Source organism: Microcystis sp. M49636_WE2 (assembly GCF_030065375.1).
In the GTDB taxonomy this organism is placed as follows: domain Bacteria; phylum Cyanobacteriota; class Cyanobacteriia; order Cyanobacteriales; family Microcystaceae; genus Microcystis; species Microcystis aeruginosa_C.
Window position 1 is genome coordinate 1 of the sequence record NZ_JASJFG010000585.1, and the last position, 2790, is coordinate 2790.

Annotated in this window: 2 protein-coding genes and 1 tRNA gene; all 3 read left to right on the forward strand. The window is 44.5% G+C overall.

What is annotated here, in order from left to right:
- On the forward strand, positions 1–1032 hold a 1032-nt coding region (locus PX484_RS13450; protein WP_288104234.1), incomplete at its 5' end, for an FAD-dependent hydroxylase.
- A gap of 93 nt (positions 1033–1125) precedes the next feature.
- Positions 1126–1199 (forward strand) — tRNA-Pro (locus tag PX484_RS13455).
- Between the two features lie 131 nt (positions 1200–1330).
- On the forward strand, positions 1331–2790 hold a 1460-nt coding region (locus PX484_RS13460), incomplete at its 3' end, for a prolyl oligopeptidase family serine peptidase (protein ID WP_288104236.1).

Consider the following 2790-nt stretch of genomic DNA (forward strand, 5'->3'; position numbering starts at 1 on the left):
ATTTTTACAGGCTTGGGTATCTGGGATAAAATCTCGCCCAGTATCGGTAAATTTCGTCATATTCGCCTTTCTGATGCCGATTACCCGATTTTTGTCCCCTTTGTGGTCGATGAGCTAAAAACCGATTATTTGGGCTATGTGGGCGAACATCAAGTGATTTTAACCGCCCTGCACAAGGCCAGCCAAGATTGCGATCGCATTGACTGGTTATCCCCGGCTAAAGTGTTAGAAGTGGAGTACGGAGCAGAAACAGCCACTGTCACCCTGGAAGAAGCCGGTCAAACCCGAAAAATCACCACAAAATTAGTCATCGGGGCCGATGGAGCCAGATCCGCTATCCGGCAAGGGGCGCAAATTAAAACCAAAGGTTGGAAATATTGGCAATCCTGTGTCGCTTTCACCATTAAACATCAACTCGATCGCAACGATACCGCCTTTGAAAGATTTTGGCCCACCGGTCCGATGGGCATTTTACCGCTCCAGGGTAATCGCTGTCAGATCGTTTGGACAAATCCCCATGGGGAAGCGAAAAAACTGCAAGAAATGCCCGAAGCGGAATTTATCAAGAAATTAGAAGCATATACGGGGGGATTACTAGGAAAACTCGAATTAGTTAGCTCCCGCGCTCTCTTTCCCGTACAGTTAATGCAGAGTGATACCTATGTTAAACCCCGACTGGCTTTAATTGGTGATGCCGCTCACTGTTGTCATCCCGTCGGTGGTCAAGGTTTAAATTTAGGCATTCGCGACGCAGCTGCTTTAGCGCAGGTATTAAAGGAAGCAGTAGAAAAGCAAGAAGATATAGGATCGCTTTCTACCCTAAAATCCTACGAAAAATGGCGTAGATCGGAGAATTTAGCGATTTTAGGCTTCACGGATTTTCTAGATCGCCTGTTCTCCAATAACTGGCCGCCTATCGTTGTCATCCGTCGTCTCGGATTGGCAATGATGCGCGGTTTCCCCCCGTTGAAATTGTTTGCCCTGCAATTAATGACGGGATTAAAAGGACGTATTCCCCAATTAGCTAGATAGCCGGCCACTAATTCCGGGGATGGGGGAGAAAGGAAGAAAAAAAAAAGCTTGCAAAATGCTGCGATTATCGCTATGATGGTTAAGGTTCAATATCGGGGCGTAGCGCAGCTTGGTAGCGCACTACTTTGGGGTAGTAGGGGTCGTGGGTTCGAATCCCGCCGCTCCGATTTCAGAAAAACAGAGAGTCAGGTAGGGATGCACCCAATCCCTACTTTGTCCTGTTTACTCGAAATTTTCTTAATTTATCAGCCTTTCTGATCAAGTTAGTTCACCATTAGGATCACTGCTCTAGGAGAAAATGTCTAATCAAATATCAGCTTACGGTTCCTGGAAATCACCGATTACCTCCGATCTAATTGTGGCAGAATCGATTAGTCTTGGCGGTGTAACTCTAGATGGAGAAGATATTTATTGGTTAGAAGGCAGACCACAGGAAAAGGGGCGAAATGTTTTAGTTAAATTAAACCCCGACGGCACAACCACAGAAATCACCCCAGCACCTTTTAATGTGCGAACTCGTGTCCATGAATACGGGGGAGGTTCCTATCTAATTGTTGCCGGAATTATCTATTTTTGTAATTTTGCCGACCAAAGAATTTATCGCCAAACTGCTGAGAGTTTACCCCAACCTCTGACCCGAGAAAATTCCTGTCGTTATGCGGATTTAATTCTCGATGAATTTCGCAATCGTTTAATCTGTGTTTGTGAAGATCATAGCCAAAAAGATCGGGAACCGGTTAATAGTATTGTCAGCATCGATGTGGATACGGGAGAAATAGAAACTTTAGTATCTGGCGATGATTTTTATACCTCTCCTCGCCTAAGCACCGACGGTTCTCGATTAGCTTGGATTAGTTGGAATCATCCTAATATGCCTTGGGATAGTTCTTTTCTCTGGGTGGCGGATATTAATAATCTTTATTTGAGTAATATTCGGGTCATTGCTGGTGGTGAAAATGAGTCGGTGTGTGAACCGCGCTGGTCTGCCGATGAACAGTTATATTTTACCAGTGATCGCAATGATTTCTGGAACTTTTATTGCTTTAAACACGATGAACAAATAGAAGCGGTTCTCAAACCCATCGAGGCTGAATTTGCCTATCCTCATTGGGTTTTTGGTTTATCTAACTACGGTTTTGCTGGGGAATCCCAGATTATTTGTAGCTATACAAAAGATGGTCGTTGTTATTTAGGAAGTATCGATACTGTTAATCGAGAATTTCAAGAAATTATTACTGCTGATACTAACATTTCTTCCCTACAAGTTAGGGAGAACAAAATAGTTTTTATCGGCGGTTCTTTCAGGGAAGTAACGGCGGTTATCTCAATGGATTTAGCCACAGGAACGAGAGAAGTTCTCAAATCTTCCAGTAATTTAACTATTTCTAGCGATTATTTCTCGATTCCGGAAATGCTCGCTTTTCCCACCAGTCAGGGACTAACTGCATTTGCTTGGTATTATCCCCCCAAAAACCCCGATTATACCGCCCCCAATGGCGAATTACCGCCCCTTTTAGTCAAAAGTCACGGTGGACCGACGGCTGCGGCCACCTCTAGTTTAAGTCTGCGGGTGCAATACTGGACCAGTCGCGGCTTTGGCTATCTAGATGTCAATTATGGCGGTAGTACGGGTTATGGTCGTCAATATCGTCAGCGTTTGCTGGGAAATTGGGGAATTGTCGATGTGGAAGACTGCATCAACGGGGCAAAATATTTGGTTAATCAGGGATTAGTCGATGGGGAAAGATTGGCAATTTC